Source organism: Cupriavidus sp. MPR-AND1C, assembly GCF_058809705.1.
The window spans coordinates 99,162-116,357 of record NZ_JBXASU010000005.1 but is presented as its reverse complement, the minus strand read 5'-3'; the positions used below and the strand labels follow the sequence as shown (position 1 = coordinate 116,357).

Annotated in this window: 13 protein-coding genes and 1 pseudogene; 2 read left to right on the top strand and 12 right to left on the bottom strand. The window is 59.7% G+C overall.

Going from position 1 to position 17,196, the window contains the following annotated elements:
- The first annotated feature begins 190 nt into the window (after window positions 1-190).
- A complete protein-coding gene (locus tag AC1RWI_RS05105) occupies window positions 191-1,135 on the top strand; it encodes a LysR family transcriptional regulator (RefSeq protein ID WP_492864929.1) in 945 nt (314 codons plus the stop codon).
- Window positions 1,136-1,583: 448 nt separating this feature from the next.
- Here AC1RWI_RS05105 and AC1RWI_RS05100 read toward each other — a convergent pair whose 3' ends face one another.
- On the bottom strand, window positions 1,584-4,892 hold the full coding sequence (locus AC1RWI_RS05100; protein WP_492864927.1) for a DEAD/DEAH box helicase: 3,309 nt from the start codon (window positions 4,890-4,892) through the stop codon (window positions 1,584-1,586).
- A 187-nt stretch (window positions 4,893-5,079) separates the two neighbouring features.
- On the opposite strand from AC1RWI_RS05100, the pseudogene AC1RWI_RS05095 reads away from it, so the two are divergent.
- A pseudogene (locus tag AC1RWI_RS05095) lies at window positions 5,080-5,328 on the top strand (aldehyde dehydrogenase family protein); the annotation flags it as partial.
- An 83-nt stretch (window positions 5,329-5,411) separates the two neighbouring features.
- On the opposite strand, the gene hglS reads toward AC1RWI_RS05095, so the two are convergent.
- The 11 genes from hglS to AC1RWI_RS05040 form a co-directional block, all read right to left on the bottom strand.
- Window positions 5,412-6,806 carry a 2-oxoadipate dioxygenase/decarboxylase HglS gene (hglS, locus tag AC1RWI_RS05090; protein ID WP_492865021.1) on the bottom strand — a complete coding sequence of 465 codons (1,395 nt, stop codon included), beginning with the start codon at window positions 6,804-6,806 and terminating at the stop codon, window positions 5,412-5,414.
- Window positions 6,807-7,765: 959 nt separating this feature from the next.
- On the bottom strand, window positions 7,766-8,524 hold the full coding sequence (locus tag AC1RWI_RS05085) for an alpha/beta hydrolase family protein (RefSeq protein ID WP_492864925.1): 759 nt from the start codon (window positions 8,522-8,524) through the stop codon (window positions 7,766-7,768).
- 92 nt (window positions 8,525-8,616) lie between these two features.
- Complete coding sequence (locus AC1RWI_RS05080; RefSeq protein ID WP_492864923.1) at window positions 8,617-9,084, bottom strand: RidA family protein; 468 nt, start codon at window positions 9,082-9,084, stop codon at window positions 8,617-8,619.
- 42 nt (window positions 9,085-9,126) lie between these two features.
- Window positions 9,127-9,852, bottom strand: a complete 726-nt coding sequence (locus tag AC1RWI_RS05075; protein ID WP_492864921.1) for an aspartate/glutamate racemase family protein — start codon at window positions 9,850-9,852, stop codon at window positions 9,127-9,129.
- A 39-nt stretch (window positions 9,853-9,891) separates the two neighbouring features.
- On the bottom strand, window positions 9,892-10,626 hold the full coding sequence (locus AC1RWI_RS05070; protein ID WP_492864919.1) for an amino acid ABC transporter ATP-binding protein: 735 nt from the start codon (window positions 10,624-10,626) through the stop codon (window positions 9,892-9,894).
- A complete protein-coding gene (gene gltK / locus AC1RWI_RS05065; RefSeq protein ID WP_492864917.1) occupies window positions 10,623-11,306 on the bottom strand; it encodes a glutamate/aspartate ABC transporter permease GltK in 684 nt (227 codons plus the stop codon). Before gltK ends, AC1RWI_RS05070 begins: the two co-directional genes overlap by 4 nt.
- Before the next feature lie 12 nt (window positions 11,307-11,318).
- The gene (locus AC1RWI_RS05060; protein WP_492864915.1) at window positions 11,319-12,047 is read right to left on the bottom strand and encodes an amino acid ABC transporter permease; all 729 of its coding nucleotides are present in this window, start codon (window positions 12,045-12,047) and stop codon (window positions 11,319-11,321) included.
- Between the two features lie 59 nt (window positions 12,048-12,106).
- A complete protein-coding gene (locus AC1RWI_RS05055; RefSeq protein WP_492864913.1) occupies window positions 12,107-13,018 on the bottom strand; it encodes a transporter substrate-binding domain-containing protein in 912 nt (303 codons plus the stop codon).
- A 637-nt stretch (window positions 13,019-13,655) separates the two neighbouring features.
- The gene (locus AC1RWI_RS05050) at window positions 13,656-14,546 is read right to left on the bottom strand and encodes a LysR substrate-binding domain-containing protein (RefSeq protein WP_492864911.1); all 891 of its coding nucleotides are present in this window, start codon (window positions 14,544-14,546) and stop codon (window positions 13,656-13,658) included.
- A 120-nt stretch (window positions 14,547-14,666) separates the two neighbouring features.
- Entirely contained in the window at window positions 14,667-15,680 is a 1,014-nt protein-coding gene (locus AC1RWI_RS05045; RefSeq protein ID WP_492864909.1) for an FUSC family protein, read from the bottom strand.
- A 42-nt stretch (window positions 15,681-15,722) separates the two neighbouring features.
- Window positions 15,723-17,195 (bottom strand): NAD-dependent succinate-semialdehyde dehydrogenase, encoded by a 1,473-nt coding sequence (locus AC1RWI_RS05040; protein ID WP_492864907.1) that lies wholly within the window; start codon window positions 17,193-17,195, stop codon window positions 15,723-15,725.
- Window position 17,196: the final 1 nt, after the last annotated feature.

Sequence of the window (17,196 nt, the reverse complement as noted above, 5' to 3'; positions counted from 1 at the left end):
CGCATAGTGTCCAAACTGACTTAGTCTGTGCTATTTACGCCATTTTCTCGATTGGCAAGCAAGCGGAGCGCGCTTGTCGCTCCTTCAGCCGGTCACCCCGGACAGTTCGTCCGAGGTAACCACTCCGAGGCCATTGTCTTTTGGCGCGAACTTGCAAACAATACGCACTGAGAGGAAGGTTATTTACGAAATGAGTAACAATCTGAGCGTACTCCACGCGATGCGTGCCTTCGTCTGCGTAATGGACGCCGGCAGCTTCTCGAAGGCAGCCGAGCAACTCGAGCTGACGACTGCGCAGGTATCGCGCCTCGTCAGCGAGTTGGAGAAGCGTCTTGGTGCCAAACTGCTGCATCGGACGACACGCCAACGTGCCCTGACAGATACCGGCGCAGCCTATCTTGAGCGATGCCGGGAAATTCTCGATTTGGTCGCTGAAGCCGAGGCCCAGGCTGCCGGGGCGGCATATACCCCTACAGGCACGCTTCGCTTGCAGTGCATGACCAACTTCGGTCAGCGCTACGTGGTGCCGGCCCTACCAGAGTTCTTTCGGCGGCAACCGGGGATCCGGGTCGAATACAGTACGTCCCAGTATGAGCCGAACCTGCTGGCACGCGGCACGGATGTCGGCATCTACTTGGCCGAGTCGCTACAAGACTCGGGGTTGGTATCACGGCGTTTGGGAACGACGTTTTCAGTGCTATGCGCGTCTCCCTCTTATCTCGGAACGTACGGGACACCGCAAGCACCGGAAGACCTCAGAAGCCATGCCTGTCTACAGGCCGCCAATCCGTCCGTCAGTCCCATTTGGAGGCTTATAGGCCCTGGCAATCGCAGCCACGAACTCGTCCCCAAGGGTCCATGCGTGGCCGACACGCCAGATGTCCTTCGGGACCTTGCCGAAGCCAACGTTGGGATCGCATTATTGCCGCTGTTCAGCGTCATAGACGCTGTGCGCAATGGCCGCTTAGTGCAAGTGCTCGCACCGTGGCGCTCTCCTGACATTGGCGTTTTTTCGCTGATGCCGTCGCGGCACTTCATGGATGCCAAGACAAGTGCGTGGCTGGCTTATATCGATGAGCGAGTGGCGCCGGCGATCGAGCAGGATGCTCGATTCTTCATGGCCCCTCCCCGATGAAGATCGAGCGCATATTGCCAGCTCAGCCGTGAGCCGGAAATCGCGCTTGTAGCGGCATCGAGCAACGGGATTGCGATTCGTAGAAGCTGAATGCCAAGACGCTCACTCGCGCGCTCGCGACGGAGCCGACCAGCGAGGCCAACCGAATCATGCCAGCGCGAAATCCAGAAGGGAGGAACCGGGCCTGGCTTCAGTCATTCGGAGAGGGATGCGCGAAAGACGGAAAGGATCGGGAAGAGCCGGCCGGCCCACCGCTGGCGGAGGTCGCTTGCCGGCCGCTCCACATGATCGGCTAGGTCGCACGCTCTTCGAAGGTGGTGCCGAATACATTTCGTAGCGCAACGACAGACCCAGTACGCGAGCTGAGCCTGCTGCCTACCGCGCCACACCGCATCTGGCGTCCGTCCCGATGGGCCCGGCAAACTTCCAACCGCTGCGGCTTAAGCCATTACGGATGGGCGATGAGCCAGAATGGCGCGTCGTAGGTCTCCCGCAGATAGTTCTCCGTCACGCTCAGTAGGTCTAACTGTGACTGGCTCACCGCCTGCTTAGAAACTCCGGGCTGCACGGCATAAATTTCCAGGTCAACCGACAACGTGTTGAGCCGGCGCGCGATGTCGTGCAGCGTCGCCAGTGTGCCCTGATCCAGGCGGGTACCGCCCTGCTGGTTGCGCTCGACTTCGCGCCGGCGCATCCGATCCAGCATTCTCGCGGCCATGCCCTTCCAGCTCACGCTGCGCTGCGCTTGGCCGCACACCTCGTAGAGATCCTTGACACGTGCCCCGGCCGCGTCCTCGCTCGAGAACTTGCAGTGATAGAGGCGCACGAGGAGCGTGTGCCCGGTCACTCGCAGCGCCACCACATCGGCAATTTCGCCTGATCCGTCATCGTCGAATACCACGTCGAAACGGGTTGCGGCAGGCTCCGCGAGCAGGGCCAGTATCACCTTTCGCTGGATCGATGCGGGGCGGCGTTCCTCACGTTGCGACTCCATGCGGATGTTGGTCCCCGCCCAGTCCCATACCAGGATACGCTCCGGCGGGAACGGCACGCGCCGGTGCGCATCCGGCAGCGGGAACAGCTCGTTGCCCACCATCAGCGTGCCATCGGCAAAATAGACGGTCGGCGGGTTTTCGGCGAACCACTCTACCAGGGGGCGAAAAACCCCGCGCCGCACCGAGATGCCCGTCTCCGGACCCGACAGCCGGACAAACGCCGCACGTCCGTCGGCGATCCGGACCTCGTACTCGGCCGTCACACCGATCTCGTCGACCACCACGGCAAACTGCACTGATCCGGACAATTCGTGGGAGGGGATCACCAGACTGACGTCATAGAGGGACACCTCCTGCTGCCCCATCTGGATCAATACCCGCTCGTGCGGTCGTGCGAGCAGCTCGGGATGCCATTCCACCGCGATGGCGACCGTCTCCGGACGCCCGGCGACCTCCCTCGGGATCACGACGTTGCGGAACACATCCTCGGTCGCAATAGTCGCATCATTGAGTTTGGCGCCGACGCCATGGCACCAGTCGACCCAGTCGGATAGGTCGTAGGCTATCCGGTGCGACCACACCCGCCCCTTCTGAGAACAACCAAACGTGATCGGCTCGCCATGTTCAAAGCCCTTACCAAACAGATTCGATTTGGCCTTGTTCTCCCGCATGGCCGTGGCGAGGGCCTGGCCCACGTCGGCACCGTTGTGCATGGAGAACTGGATGTTGCGGTTCAGCAGATGCCGCAAGCCCAGACTCATGATCACGAAGCGGTTCAGACCATGCATCGACCGGAAGATCGTCTCGCCGCGGATCAGCCGTGCCGTGTCGCCGGCCACCACCGCCGCCAGATCCTCGTGCACGGAGCTGTTGTCTGAACTGTTGATGAACAGCAGGCCGCTGTCGGCGTCCCAGTGCAGCAGGTACAGATGCCAGAACGTTTCTTTGAGATCGCGAATGTCGCCCCATGGCACCGGGAGTTGCTCGCGCGCCACGACGATTAAGGTACGCTCCTCGCGATTGATGTACGGACCGGCATACAGCCGGCCAGCGGGGAATTTCCTCACAATCGCCTCGGGCTGCCACGCCGCGCAGTCGGTCTTGAAGACCACGGCACTCATCTTGGGGAAAATGTTCTGCAGCGAGATGGCGGGATTCGCTTCCCGGAACCCGTCGACGAAATCCGAGCGACGGACTTCGCGTTGGGTCGCCCCTTCGCTGAGCTTGCGCAGCAGTTCGTTCCAGTCCGCATCCTCAGCGTAGAGGTCCTGCAGCTTCTGCTCCACGTTGGCGTCGGCAATGTTTGCAATAACGGTGGCTTCGCCAATGCCATGCGCCGAACGCGTGAAACGGCCGGTAAACTGCAGCGTGATCGCCAGGCTCTTGTGCATGTCGTGCAAAGCCGCGATCTTGAGGGCCGGCAGATCGAAGCCTTCGCCGAGCATGTCGACGCACACGACGATTCTTGAGGCACGGGAGTGCAAGGCGACGAGACCCTCCTGTCGGGCGCCGGCCCCCTGCCGGCTGTGCAACAGCACGGGGCGGTGCTCGGGCGCCATCTGCTGGTAGATCGCATGCAGCCGCTCCGCCCCCGGAATTGAGGCGGCACGCGCCATTATTAGGTGATCATGGCCGGCGGCGCGGTCCCGATCCAGCACCTCGATGGCTGCCGCGCAAATCGCCTCGTCGGCACGCCGCGGATCGAATTCCATGACCGGCCGGAATGTCACGGCACGAAAGTAGCCCTCTGCCTGCGCCCGACGGAGGGGATAGTTAAAAATGATCTTGCCGTCCACAAGCTTGCCGTCCTGACGGAAGGGTGTCGCGGTGAACTGCAGGATAAGGGCGGCAGCCATGCGAGACTTGAAGGCATCCCAGGTGCGCGCCGCAACGTGATGGGCCTCGTCGATGAACACATGCGACGCCCATTTTGCCAATGCATCGTCGCGCAGACTCATCCCGTTCGCGATCGGCATCGTCGTGACCACGACATTGCACTGCATCAGGATGCGGTCGGCGTCTACCCGGGAGCGGGGCATCTCCGTAAGCGTGCCAACGACGGGCAGATGCGCCGCCTCGCCGACCACGCCGAACGCCTTCAACCAGCCAAGTGTCAGGAACTTGCGCCCAATCTGCCCGCGCAGCGCATCAGAGGGCACCACGACGAGCAGGCGCGGAATCCGCCGCGCGACGAGCAGCGCCAGCATAGTTTCCGTCTTGCCGGTACCGGTTGGCATGACCACGATGGCCGGGGCGTCGGACACCTTCCAGTGCGCGAGCACCGCGTGCAGCGCGCCTATCTGGGGCCCGCGCAGGCCAGGCGACACAGCGCCATCCGCCAGCACCTCTTCCTCGCGGAAGGCAAACTGGTCCCGCCAGCTCAACAGCACAGCGTCGCAACGTTGTCGTGCGGCCTCAGCGTCCACGACGTCGGCCGGCTGTGGCAGCGGCGACAGCCAGCGCACGCCGCGGCGCGACGCCAGATCCCATCCCGCTCCGTCACGAGGAAAGCCCGCTTTCGGGGTCACCAGCACGGGCGTGTCGGTCTCTTCCGGGTCGACACCGCTGGGCAGCACACGGATGCGCTCCCCGCCAGGCACCACGACGTCGAATGCCACAACGCGCCCCCGTGCGTCGGTCTCCGCTTCAACATCCAGGCCACCCTGTATCGTGTCGATCCGCAGTTGCTGGATCGCATTGCCGCCAATACTGCCAGACAGATGAAACCGCTCTGGAAGGGAGCCTTCAAATCGCTGCGCCATTGCACGTGTCAGGGTAACCGGGATTGCGCCAGAGTATACCGACAACCTCCTCCCCCGTAATTACCCCTCTGGTCCGGTGTATCGTCGCGTCACCCCTCCTATCGCAGTAGGCGCTGGACATTTTCTGAGAAACCGCACCAGACAGCGCTTTCGTCGTAACCGTTATCTCCGCCTCGCTACGGTTAGACGTGCCGCCGCCCTTGCCGAGGCCGTGCAACTGATCAATGCCCATGAGTACGGCAACGGGGTGGCCTGCTACACGCGCGAAGGTCACACCGCCAGGGAGTTTGCACGGCATATTCAGGTCGGCATGGTTGGCATCAACGTTCCCATTCCCGTTCCCATGGCCTGGCATGGATTGGGCGGCTGGAAACGAAGTCTCTTCGGCGACATGCACGCTTACGGCGGGGAATTCGCCATGCCAACGGCTAAGTAGAAAAACCATCAGCTCGCGTCGTGGACTGGAAGGTGTGCTCCGGCACCCAGTTTGGATGCCGGAGCGACGCACCTTAACCAGACTCAGTGGCCAGCCAAGATCTCTGTATCCATGCCGAGAGCGCGAAGCGCTTTAGCCAGCGACGACATCTCACACTGAGCATAGAGCGACAGCTCATCTTGAACGTTCGCACCCAGGGCCTGTTCGAACGCGGGCCGGTTCGGAGAGGCAGAAAGATGCTCATGCTCACCCTCCCCGAGATTGGATTGGAATATTCCTGCGGCACTCACGGGAAGGAAGTCCTCATACGTGATCGGGATGGCTTGCAGCGCCCCAGCTTCTACCAAACGGTCAATGCTTAGGTCGCCGTCCGGAGTATGGCCGTTGCCGACAACGTATCGGAAGAAGGCAAGCCCTTGTCGCCGCAACTCATCATAGCTGTCAGGAAATGCAGCGAATGCGTGTTCCAGCGCCTCGATATACGCTTGAGCATTAGAACCATCGCCGGCGGGAACGATTGCCGCCCTCACCGACCCGAGAACGGAGTCATAGAGCCTGCGCCCCTTGACGGTCAGCGCAACGCCGCGCTGCTCGATCTCGCCGAATCTGGCAGTGTGCGTCCCCGACGCACCGTCGCTCGTTTCTGTGCCTTGAAAGCTGACGGTCTCCCGCAGTGCGAGGAAGCTCGTCTGTCGCAAGAGAATGGGGCACGCGCGACGGGGCGGCCCTTCAATGACGGCCTTGGCCTGGATGCCTCTTCTCAGCATCATCTCCTGCGCTGCATCGATATCTAGCGTTCGAGGTGTGAGGTGGTTGATGTGGGGCCCGGGAAAGCAGACGATATCTGCAATGAGCGGATGCGCGGCGCGTAGAGCGGCGTAGAGCTCAGCGCTGACGGTTGCCCGCCCATGCCACCGAAAGGTCTCCAAGGCCTGAGCGACGAACTCCTCGGCCTCCGCCTGCGTCAGGCCGCCATTGGCTTCGCTACGTGAGATCAGGTCAATGCACTTCGGTGTGAAGATCGATCGATTGCTGAGAACCGTTTCGGCAGCTTCACGAAGAGCGCTGTCGCCGATGAGATCCATGCGGAGTAGCGACGTGAAGACTCGAAAAGGATTCTCCTCGAGCGCTTCGAACTCCAGTGGACGGAAGGCCGTGGAATGGACAGGAACTCCCGCGACGGAAAGATCGTAATAGCCGACAGGCTGCATACCCATCACCACGAACAGCCGTCGAATGGTTGAGAGCTCTTCCGACGTCCCGACCCGGATTGCCCCATGCCTTTCTACTTCCAGGCGCAGTGGCCGCTCCTCTCCAGCGCGTACGCCATTCGACGCGCTACTAAGCGCCCTCTCATTGATCTCGGCGACCAGTTCAACGAGCGTGCCGTAATGGGGCACCTCTTGCCGATACATTTCCGACATTGCGTTCGAGAACAGCGTGCGGATGGCGCTTGTGCGTATAAAAGCCGGGGACATGATTGTGGTGGATAGCGGCAGTCTCTGGAATGACAAGTGTCGGTCCACGCCGTCGTTCACGCAAACGAGAGATTTGCGGGCTTCGATGACCAAATGGAATAACCATGCGCCGACGACAAAGGTCCGACGCACTAGCTACGTCTGCATGTGCATGGCACGAACCCACACGCACGCAAGGGGCGCCATCAATCTCGAGCCACTTCAGATCATGGCGACGAAACTACCGATGACTGGAAAGGCGCATTCCAGTTCCCTGTCAGGATTCCGTGACGAAGCGCCGTCGGCGCATCCCCGCTCTTGCACAGCGATGGCGTACTGCCCACACTGCGCCCACCAACGTTGCCTTTCCGGCCGCCCGGACTGTTGTCGTGCACTGTTCAAGGATTGCATCCTCTGGATAGAGCGATAGTTCGGCGGCACAGCCAAGCGTAACCACAATATCCAGGGCCGACGCACAGTCCATGGCATTGCGCAAGAGTACGCCGAGCACCCGTTCCATCCCTTGGTCCCCACCTTCGAGAGGCTGGGTCACTGCGCCGCGCAAGCGCTTCACCATTGCGCGGATATAGTGCAAGAGATCAGCGGACGTGGGATTCTCGAGACACCGAGCAACGGTGCGTCGCGGCACATTGCTCATCGTTGTCGCAAAGCACTGCGCCGCGTTTGATCGACAGGCACATTGGGATGCGTGTTTGGGATGCCGTTCCATAAGGGCTCGGGCGGCGCCGTACAAATCTTCCCCGTCAATTGAGTCAAAGGCCTCGTCGGTGCGCCCTGGTTCGCGTTGCGCGCCCTTCCGTGGGCGACTGTGAGCGACGGACCAATCTTCCACAGACGGTTGCATCCACACTTCCATACGCTTGCTCTTTCGGTAATCCCGGCCGCACTCCGAGCCGGTCAAGATCATCTGGCCAAGATCGGGACCGCGCGCCACAGGAAATCATCTGGGTGCAACAAGCTCAGGCATCAGTGCACGCCGGACGCAACCGCTTCGCGCGCCCGATTGACGCCTGGATCAGCCCAGCCACTGACTGAACCAGTGCTGGGTTCGCATCAAATGCCGCCGTCAAGGCGTGATCAACATCGGGGAGCTCGATAAGCTCGGCAGACCCTGCCCGGACAGCGCAACGAAGAAGCCGTTCACCAATTTCCTGCGGGACCACACGATCGCTTTCGGCCTGAATGATGGTCACGTGACCGCGGATTCGCCGCATGATGGAGAAAGCCTCGGAGCGCTTCCAGCTTCCTGGCTGTCGCAGAATTCGCGTGAATTCAGGGCCAAACGGTACATGAAACGCCTCAGGAGCATAGACGGCACCGACAAGGGTGACCAACCCAGCCACGCCATTGTCCGGGTCACCGGCAAGTCGAATGGCAACTTCGCCGCTCATACTGATGCCGACAATGACCTTCGGTTCGTCGCCTCGAAACAAAGATAGCGCGGCTTTTGCTTCAACATATCGCCTGGCTAGCGACCTTGGCATCGCTTCCGGACTGTCACCATGCCCTGAATAATCGATAGCGATCGAACCGGTCCCCATATCCGCCAGTGCTTCACGCAATGGTGACCACGGCCGCTTGCCTTCGACCCCCGCCCCATGCAGGAATAGACATTCTGCCCGTCCGTCGACCTCGATGCGGTCGGCCGCCAAGCCATTCAGGCGGATTGCCACGAAACACGTATTGCGCCGACCTGGCGAAGGAAGAATATGAGTCATCGCGCATCCATGCCTTCACTGTGCAATGAAGCGGACGCTAACTTCTTGCGCCCCAGCCCATGCAACCTCCGCCACGACCCGTCATCTCCGCGTTATTGCTCCGGAGAAATCGCGACAATCGCCTCGACTTCTACCGTCATACCGTGAGGAAGCGAGCCCATCCCCACAGCAGAACGCGCGTGGCGACCGTTCTCGCCGAAGACGTCAATCAGCAAATCCGAGCAGCCATTGATGACTTTGGGATGCTCCCCAAACTCGGGCACCGCGTTGACCATCCCCAAGAGCTTCACCACGCACTCAACGCGATCCAGCGAGCCAAGCGCCGCCTTGATCGTAGCAAGGATCTGCAGCCCGACAAGCCGCGCATCTGCAGTGGCCTGCTCGACCGTGCAGTCGAAGCCAACCTTGCCCACGCCGACGGATCCATCCGACCTTCGCGGACCTTGGCCAGATAAATAGAGAAGATCGCCATATCTTCTCCACGGAATGAAGTTGCCAACGGGAGCCGGAACTGGTGGCAGTACCAGCTTCAGGTCCTGTACGCGTCGCTCTGCACTCATCTGTCTCTCCGAAGGTATCCCTGGGTTGCCTTAAGCTGGGTCTCAGAGACACACACCCGACGCTGATCCCGGCGCCAACGCCAACTCTACCGCGGCTTCGGCATGCGTGATGGACGTGTCGATCAACGGCACGGGACTGTCCTCGGGCTTCACCAGCATGCCAAACTCTGTGCAGCCAAGGATTACGGTTTCCGCACCGCGGGAGACCAAATCCTCGATAGCTGCCTTGAACTTCATTCTGGTCGATTCCAAAAACACTCCCTTCGCCAACTCCGTGTAGAGCGCGGTGTTCACATTCGATTCGTGCTCGCCTTGCGCAACCAAGACGTCCAGGCCGTGCTTCTCCTTAAGGCGATCAACGAAGTAGGTGCCGCGCATCGTGTACCGACTGCCTAACAGCCCCACCCTTCTGGAACCGAACTCGATCGCCTTACGGGCAGCCGGATCGACGATATGCAGAAACGGGAGATCAACCGCCGCTTGTACCTGCGCGTGTGCCGTATGCACCGTGTTACACGCAAGCAAAAAGAAATCCGCGCCGGCTGCCTTCAGCTTGTTACCTTGTTCGGCAAGAAGCTCGCCCACGAGATCCCAACGGTCGTCGCGTTGGTGTCGTTCGACCGCTTCAAAGTCGGTTTGCGCCAGAACTAACTTCGCGCAATGTAGTCCATTGCCACCGAGTCGTTTAGCGATTCCCTCATTGATGGCCTGATAGTAAATGATGGTGCTGGGCCAGGCGACACCGCCCACAATACCAATCGTCTTCACCGCGTACTCCATGGAATGATTTGGGGGATAGCAGCCAGATTAGTGCTGCAGAATCTTGGAAAGAAACAGTCTGGCGCGGTCCGAACGCGCTCCGATGTTGCCGAAGAACTCATCTTTCGCGCAGTCCTCGACGATCTTGCCGGCGTCCATGAAGATCACGCGATTGGCCACTTTGCGTGCGAAGCCCATTTCGTGGGTCACGCACATCATTGTCATGCCTTCCTGCGCGAGTTGCACCATCACGTCCAGCACCTCGTTGACCATTTCCGGGTCAAGTGCCGAGGTCGGCTCGTCGAACAGCATGCAGATCGGGTCCATCGACAACGCGCGGGCAATCGCCACGCGCTGCTGCTGACCGCCGGAAAGTTGGCCCGGGTACTTGGCCGCCTGGCTCTTGAGCCCCACGCGCTCCAGGTACTTCAGGCCCTTGGCCGTGGCCTCGCCCTTGGAACGGCCGAGCACCTTCATCTGCGCGATGGTCAGGTTCTCGGTGATCGACAGGTGCGGGAACAGCTCGAAGTTCTGGAACACCATGCCCACGCGCGAGCGCAGCTTGGGCAGGTTGGTCTTCGCATTGCCCACCGACGTGCCGTCCACGAGGATGTCGCCCTTCTGGAACGGTTCCAGCGCGTTTACGGTCTTGATCAACGTCGACTTGCCCGACCCCGACGGGCCACACACCACCACCACTTCACCCTTCGCGACTTTGGTCGTGCAGTCCGTCAGCACCTGGAAGGAACCGTACCACTTGGAAACGTTACTAATCTCGATCATACGGCCACCCTTTTCTGATAACGCTTGACCAGCATCGAAGCGGAGAAACAAATGATGAAATACACAAGACCGGCGAACAGCAGCATTTCCACGATGCGGCCGTCGCGCTCGCCAACGCCATAGGCCTGGCCAAAGAAGTCAGCCAGCGCGCTCACGTAGACCAGCGACGTGTCCTGGAACAGGATGATGCCCTGCGTCAGCAGCAACGGCACCATGTTGCGGAACGCCTGGGGCAGGATCACCAAGCGCATGGTCTGCCCATAGGTCATGCCCACCGCCTGCGCGGCGAACATCTGCCCACGTGACACGCTCTGGATGCCCGCGCGGATGATTTCGGAGTAATACGCGGCCTCAAACAGCGAGAACGCGATCAGCGCGGACGTCATGCGCAGGTCCGATGCGGAGTTCAGGCTGAACATCTTCTGCAGAAACTGCGGGATGATAAGAAAGAACCACAACAACACCATCACCAGCGGAATCGACCGGAAGACCGTCACGTAGCCCCGGGCAAACCAGTTCAGCGGCCTGTTGGGCGACAGTCGCATCATTGCCAGGATCGTGCCCCAGACGATACCCACAACGACCGCCGTCACAGTGATCTTGAGCGACACCACCATGCCTTCGCCCAGCACGCTCAGGGTGGCGGAGTTAATAGAGCTGAAATCGAAATCGTATGCCATCTGTCGGCTCCCTCACTTGCTGGCAATGAGGCCCGGCACGCGGGCTCGGATTTCCACCCAGTGCATGAACGCCATCACCGTCAGGTTGATGAGGCCGTACATCACCGTAACCGTGATAAACGACTCATAAGGACGGGCAGTGTAGTCAACGAGTTGTCGACCTTGTGCGGCAAGCTCCAACAGACCGATCGTCGACGCTACCGCAGAATTCTTGAAGGTACTCATGAATTCAGAAGTAAGCGGCGGAATAATCACCCGAAGCGCATTCGGTACCAAGACGTATCGATAGACCTGCCCAAGCGAAAAGCCTAGCGCCAGACCGGCGGCACGCTGCCCCCGCGGCAGCGATCCGATCCCAGCTCGCACTTGCTCGCAGATCCGAGCGCCCATGTATGAAGCAATGCAAAGCGTCGCAGCGATGAACTGTTGCTGCATCGGAGGAAGTTGCTTGAGTCGGTCGCCTCCGGGAATCAGCTCGGGAATCACGAAGTACCAGATAAACAACTGGACAATCATCGGAACATTCCTGAAGACCTCAACGTATGTGGCGGCAATCCCGGCCAGCACCCGATTCGGCGTGGTCCGCAATATGCCGAACAGAGTACCAACGACCAGTGCGATAACCCAGGCGCTGAGCCCCAGCGCCAGGGTGTATGCGAACCCGTCCAGAATCCAATCGAGATACGTTTCATGCGCTCCTGCATTTTCAAACAGGACATTCCAATGCCAGTCGTAAGACAATCCAATCTCCTCACTGCTACACCCATTGATTCCTCAGGTCGATCGTCACGATCGCTGCACTAGTCGACCGCTACGTCGTTCGGACTTGCAAAGGCCTTCTTAACAGCCTCGCTCATGGGCAGATTGAAGTTTGCGCCCTTTGGCGGGACCGGCTTTTGAAACCACTTTTCGTAGATCGCCGCCATTTTTCCGGACCGCATCATCGCAGCGAGCGTACTGTCCACCAAGGCTTTGAACTCCGGATCATCCTTGCGCATCATCAGTGCATACGGCTCGACCGACTGCGGTGTCCCTACTACGGCCCATTCCTCGGGATTCGTGGCTGACGATCGCGTTCCGTAGAGCACCACGTCGTCGAGCATGAATGCCGCCGCACGGCCAGATTGCAGAATCAAGAACGATTCACCATAGTCCTTGGAACTGTAGAGCCTGATATTTGCCCCACCGTCGTCATTCATCTTCCGAAGAATGCGCTCGGACGTAGTACCAGCATTCGTCACGACGGTCTTTCCGCCAAGATCGCCGAAATCCTTGATACCACTGTTCTTCTTGACAAGCAGGCGAGATCCGGCAACGAAGATGGTGTTGGAGAAAGCGACCTGTTGTTGCCGTGCCTTGGTGTTGGTCGTGATTCCGCATTCCAGATCAACAATCCCGTTCTGGACAAGAGAGATCCGGTTCTGCGACGTGACGGGAATCATCCGGACTTGCAACCCGGGAAGCGCCAAGCGCTTTTTCACCTGCTCAACCACCTCTGTACATACATCATGCGAATACCCGACAACATTCTGCGTGCTGTCGTAATACGAGAACGGAATCGAGGTGGTTCGATGACCCAAGGCGATCGAATTTGCCGCCTTGATCTTCGCAAGCGTGGACCCGGCCACGGGCTCTGCTGCACCAACTTCCCCGACGGTGGCGACCATCCATAGCGACAGTCCAACAGTCAGCAAACGCGACGTGTTCTTCATTCCTTCCTCCTTTGAAGTCATCCGAATCGTGTTATCGGCTTTCGTTTTCAACATTAACGAGCGGCGTTTGCCCACGGGAGCAAAGCCCGGTCCCACCTCAACCCATCTCCATGCCCTCAAAGCTTTCGTCCCGCACACCGCGGTGGTCTCACAGCAATTGCAAGCCGTCCGGATTCGCAGCCCGGCGTCCCGCAGGCGCTGGCAGAATGTTGAGAGCTAGAATGGAAACGAAGTCAGACCCGAAGCGCCGTCTCGACCAATGGTGTCAATTCGCTGATCTGCGAAGCGCTGCGGACCGTGTCATCCTCGGGTGCCCATGTCACAAGGGCTTGAATCGTCTACTCCTGCCGCCGGGCACTGAAGTGCTGGCCGGCTCAACTTTCTAATTCTGACCGACGGCACCAGTGAACGGGCTTATCGGCATGCTCAAGTGTGGTCACCATCGCTGACATAAGGGGGGCAATTGGCGATGGCGGTAATACGTTCCAGCCGGTACCGAACATAACTCTACGTACGGTGGCAGCTTATGGGGTCGGCGTTAGTTTCTAGCGAGCGGAGCTTGGTCGCAAGTGAGTCTTTTTTGCTCATCGATGAGGAATCGGAACTAGCAGCCTTTTCACGTCGGCGTCGGCAACGTTCAGGCCGTGCATTGCTGCTGCAACCAATCGATGAACAGCTCCACCTTTCCCTCCAGTCGCTGGCGATGTGCGAGAAAATATGACCCACCGCTGGCATTTAGCGCCGCAGAACGTAATGGCAGTGCCATCAGCAATCCCCGCTCAATTTCGTCATGAATCATCATCTCCGGCACCACAGCAACGCCAAGCCCCCCAATTGCAGCTCGAGTAACCATTGAAAATAGCTCGTACCTGGGCCCAATGCTCGCTTTCCGCCGCAGCGCCTCATCGGCAGGGCTAAACCAGTCAGGCCAAGCGTCCGGACGGCTAGCCAGATGCAGCAGCGGCTTCCTTAGCAGCTCATCACGATCGCGGATTTCGGCTTCAAGCTGGAAAGCTGGGCTGCATGCCGGGACGGAAGGCCCTTCCGAAAGCAAACGTATCGAGTCGTGGCCTGCCCATGGCATCTCACCGAAGTAGATCGCGGCATCGAAGGGAGAGTCCAGAAAGTGGAAAGTCTCCGGTCGGGAGTGCATGTTCACGATAATGCGCGGGTGACATTTTCGGAACAGGGGTAACCGGGGGATCAACCATTGCGTCGCGAAAGTCGGCACGACCGCAAGCTCGATGACTTCCATTCCCCCCGCGCGCGAGGCAATGTCCTTGGTCGCCCGCTCAATCGCCTTTAACTCGCTTCGGATCTCGCGCACGTAGCGGTCGCCGTCGGGCGTGAGAACGACACGCTTGCTAATCCGTTGGAACAGCGAAACACCTAGCCGGTCTTCCAATCCCTGGATTTGCCTGGAAACAGCGCTCTCCGTCACCTTGAGCTCCTCCGCGGCACGGGTAAAACTCTCGAATCTGGCAGCACTCTCCAGCATCTGTAGCGCAGTTAAACTCGGCAATCTCATGGCAACCTTCGTGGGGCTTGGACGGAACTGAAAAACGGGATGGTCAGATGTTGGCTATGCTGCAGGTCCGCCTGACGCGCGCACCCCAAGTCGAAAAAGCAGAGCGCCCGGAACAGAGGACTACCGTTGCCAGAGAATTGGACGCAGTCGACTTCGAAGGGCGACTAGCTCGCCGGCTAGCTGAACGAAGATGACCGCCGAAGCGTTGCCGGGAGTCGAGACTTCTTCTGGAACAGCCCCATCGGTCACCGATGGCCGCTGGCGATCCAGATCATTGGCCAAATGTTCGAACTGCATGCGAAGCGCGGCACCTGCAGCCGATGGCAAAGCGGATGGATTGCATCGATCGGTCCCAGATCCCTTACATCCGAGGGCGACAACGACTTCAAGAAGGCACACACACATCCGCAGACTGTGCTGCACGTCCTCGAAGGCGCTAATACATATCGAACTTTCCTTTGCTGCCGAGGCGATGAGCGCGCGGAGCTGAATGAGCACACCGTTTAGCTGGGCGATAGATCGCTCTAGATCGGCCACTTCATCCCCGCCATCCTCTGCTGCGGCGATCAAATGGGCGCCCTGGCGCAAGAACCGCGCAAGTCGGATCCTCCACGCATGTATTGCATAAGAGGGCAATGCAAGCGAAAGCAGGAGCGCGATCAGCGTACCGATCAAAACGTTGACGGTCCGCCACATGCCCTCCGCAATATCGTTGGTGCCATGTCCTGCTGCAATCACGATAGTGACACCGGCGAGAAGCGCTACGTAACCACCCGTACCGATAGCGTGGTATGCGCAGTAGCCGCATGTCGCTGCTAGCAAGAGGTATGTAACTACCGGGGTTGAGAGATAGTGCTGCTGCGTGACAAGGAGCAAACCGATGAACGCGCCAAGAACGGTTCCCTTTGCGCGCTCGATCCCTCGCGTGCGGATATTTCCGTGGTGTTGGAATCCGCCGATAACCACCAGCACGGTAATCGTCGCCCAGTCACCATGGGGCAGATGCAATCCCGTCGTCAGCCCAATCGAGGCGAGCACTGCCAGCCCAACACGCAGCGCATGGAATGACTTCGCCTGCCGCAACTCGCCGAACGGGTCAAAGAATTGACCAACGTGGCGGCGCAATGTATCCAACGCCATCTCCAACCTCGATCGCCTACCGCCAGGCTTGTGCTGTTACACCTCGCTCTCCAGACCTGCCATACACAGGTACTTGAGCTCGGTGTAGTCCTCCAGACCATACTTGGATCCTTCCCTACCGTACCCCGACTGTTTGATACCGCCGAAGGGGACAGTTGCGGATGAGATCAGCCCCGCATTGATCCCCACCATGCCGCATTCGAGTGCCTCGCTCACACGCCAGGCGCGACCCAGTGATCGGGTGAAGACATATCCCGCCAGCCCATACTCCGTGCTGTTTGCGATCTCGATAGCTTCGTCTTCGTCCTTGAACGGGTACAACGCAGCCAGGGGTCCAAATATTTCGTCCGTCGCGACGCGAGCGCCGGGGCTTACGCGGCTAAGCACGGTTGGCGCAAAGCACAATCGACCGATGGGATCCGGCGATCCACCGCAAAGCAATTTCGCTCCGGTGGCAATTGCATCGTCGACGAGGAGTCGCATACGCTCGTGAGCGTTGCTATCAATGAGCGGGCCCTGGTCGACGCCTGTTGTCATGCCGTCCCCGACTCGCACTTTCCTGACTTCGGACGCGAGGCGCTCAGCGAACTCGTCGTGAATCGACTCATGGACGAGAATGCGATTGGTGCACACGCATGTCTGGCCTGCATTGCGAAACTTCGACTGCATCAGGCCCTGTAGCGCCTTTTCCAGATCAGCATCCTCGAACACGATAAAGGGGGCATTGCCACCGAGCTCGAGCGACATTTTCTTGAGACTCGGGGCGCATTGCGCGGCCAGCACGCGTCCAACCTCCGTGGAACCAGTGAATGTCAGCTTGCGAACTTCGTGACTTGAGGTCAGCACCGCGCCAATCTCGCGGGAGGAGCCCGTGATGACCTGGAGGATGCCGGCAGGCAGACCGGCCTCACCGGCAAGATAGGCCAACGCAAGTGCAGAAAGCGGTGTCTGCTCTGCAGGCTTGACGATGATGGCGCATCCGGCGGCCAGAGCGGGCGCCACCTTCCGGGTCACCATCCCGGAGGGGAAGTTCCATGGCGTGATCGCCGCACATAAACCTACGGGCTGTCGAATCACCAACTGACGAGTGTGAGGGTCATTCGAAGGAATGATATCGCCGTAGCCGCGGCGCGCCTCTTCCGAGAACCACTCGATATAGGAAGCGGCGTAAGAGATTTCGGCTCTCGCCTCGTGCAGCGGCTTGCCCTGCTCCAGAGTCAACAGGATGGCAAGGTCTTCCAGATTCTCCTGAACGAGATCGAACCACCGGCGCAGGACCGATGCGCGCTCCCCAGCAGTGCTCTTTGCCCAACGCCTCGCCGCCGCTGTACCGCATGCGATGGCCTGATCCGCTTCCTGTGCCCCTAACCGTGGAACCCTTGCAATGACATCTCCATCGAACGGATTCCGGACATCGATCCATTCTCCACCCACCACCCATTCCCCGCCCACCAGGCACCGTGAACGCAGCAGTTCGGGTCTCTTCAGCTTTGTGGTCGACGCACCCATA

What these genes read in the sequence shown, in the direction of transcription:
- AC1RWI_RS05105 (WP_492864929.1), top strand. Translation starts at nt 191, where the DNA reads ATGAGTAACAATCTGAGCGTACTCCACGCGATGCGTGCCTTCGTCTGC.
- AC1RWI_RS05100 (WP_492864927.1), bottom strand. Translation starts at nt 4,892, where the DNA reads ATGGCGCAGCGATTTGAAGGCTCCCTTCCAGAGCGGTTTCATCTGTCT.
- hglS (WP_492865021.1), bottom strand. Translation starts at nt 6,806, where the DNA reads ATGTCCCCGGCTTTTATACGCACAAGCGCCATCCGCACGCTGTTCTCG.
- AC1RWI_RS05085 (WP_492864925.1), bottom strand. Translation starts at nt 8,524, where the DNA reads ATGACTCATATTCTTCCTTCGCCAGGTCGGCGCAATACGTGTTTCGTG.
- AC1RWI_RS05080 (WP_492864923.1), bottom strand. Translation starts at nt 9,084, where the DNA reads ATGAGTGCAGAGCGACGCGTACAGGACCTGAAGCTGGTACTGCCACCA.
- AC1RWI_RS05070 (WP_492864919.1), bottom strand. Translation starts at nt 10,626, where the DNA reads ATGATCGAGATTAGTAACGTTTCCAAGTGGTACGGTTCCTTCCAGGTG.
- gltK (WP_492864917.1), bottom strand. Translation starts at nt 11,306, where the DNA reads ATGGCATACGATTTCGATTTCAGCTCTATTAACTCCGCCACCCTGAGC.
- AC1RWI_RS05055 (WP_492864913.1), bottom strand. Translation starts at nt 13,018, where the DNA reads ATGAAGAACACGTCGCGTTTGCTGACTGTTGGACTGTCGCTATGGATG.
- AC1RWI_RS05050 (WP_492864911.1), bottom strand. Translation starts at nt 14,546, where the DNA reads ATGAGATTGCCGAGTTTAACTGCGCTACAGATGCTGGAGAGTGCTGCC.
- AC1RWI_RS05040 (WP_492864907.1), bottom strand. Translation starts at nt 17,195, where the DNA reads ATGGGTGCGTCGACCACAAAGCTGAAGAGACCCGAACTGCTGCGTTCA.